The organism is Micromonospora sp. NPDC051924 (assembly GCF_055586005.1).
This window is the reverse complement of record NZ_JBVJJA010000117.1, coordinates 1-1337: the sequence shown is the minus strand read 5'-3', so window position 1 is coordinate 1337 and position 1337 is coordinate 1. Positions and strand designations below refer to the sequence as shown.

Annotated in this window: 1 protein-coding gene; it reads left to right on the top strand. The window is 72.6% G+C overall.

The window, feature by feature from the left end; translation table 11 throughout:
* Positions 1-247: 247 nt before the first annotated feature.
* The coding region (locus tag ACZ6S5_RS34875) for a GH25 family lysozyme (protein WP_466006551.1) at positions 248-1337 on the top strand (1090 nt) is incomplete at its 3' end.

Here is a 1337-nt window from a genome sequence, read left to right as displayed (position 1 = left end):
CCGCCCCGTTCGTCAGCGTCAACCTGGCCGTGCAGCAGGTACGCCGGCCGGGGCTGGTGGACGAGGTGCGCGAGCTGCTGCGGCGCACCGGCCTGGGGGGGGGGGGGGGGGGGGTGGGGGGGGAGGGGGGGGGGGGGAGGGGGGGGGGGGTCGTCCCCCCCCCCCCCCCCCCCCCCACGGCCGCTCCACCCACTCCCGCATTCCTCCCCGGCCCCGCTGGGCCGGTTCGCACGGACAGGACAGCATCATGCGTATCCGTACCTGGGTGACCAGGGCCTTCTCGCTGATGGCCCTCCCGCTGGTCGCCGTCAGCCTGCCCCCGGTGGCCGCGCACGCCGCACCCACCGGCTACTTCGTCACCGGCATCGACGTCTCTCACTACCAGGGCACGATCGACTGGGGGGCGGTCGCGGACTCCGGCGTCGACTTCGCATACGCCAAGGCGACCGAGGGCACCGCCTACAGCGATCCGACCTACCTCACCAACCGCAGCGGCGCCCGCGCCAACGGCATCTACTTCGGGGCGTACCACTTCGGCCGGCCCGACCAGGGTGACCCGCGCGGCCAGGCGGACCGCCTGGTCGACGCCAGCCGGTACAGCACCGACGGCACCACCCTGCCGCCGATGCTGGACATCGAGTGGTCGTCGAGCCAGCCGACCTGCTACGGCCTCTCGACCAGCGCCATGGTCTCCTGGATCAGCCAGTTCGTCGACCAGGTCAAGTTCCGCACCGGCCAGCAGGCGATGATCTACACCAACCCGAACTGGTGGAACCCCTGCACCGGCAGCAGCACCGCTTTCGGCAGCTACCCGCTCTTCCACTCCCGGTACGCCGACACCCCCGGCACCCTGCCGGCCGGTTGGTCGCGCTTCACCCTGTGGCAGTGGACCTCCAGCGGCAGCGTGCCCGGGGTGTCCGGCGGCGTGGACCGGGACGTGTTCAACGGCACCCTCGCCGAGCTGCGGGCGTTGTGCAGCGGCGGGTCGGGCCGCCAGGCTCCGGCGTTGGCGCACGACGACGGTGACGGCACCATGACCATCCACCGGTGGCGGTCGACCGGCACGTCCTTCTCGCACACCGCCGACTACACCGGCGGCGGCGCCTTCGACCTGGCCAACGTCGGTGACCGGGTGGCCTCCGGGGACGTGAACGGCGACGGCACCGACGACATCGTGATGGCGTACCAGATCAGCGACGGCACCTTCGGCTTCTACGTCTTCGACGCCGGCCTCACCAGCGCGGGCCGCTGGTACACCTCCGGTCCGTACAACCTCGGGCCGGTCGGCGGGCGGCTGGTCGTGGCCGACTTCAACGGGGACGGCAAGGCCGAGCCGG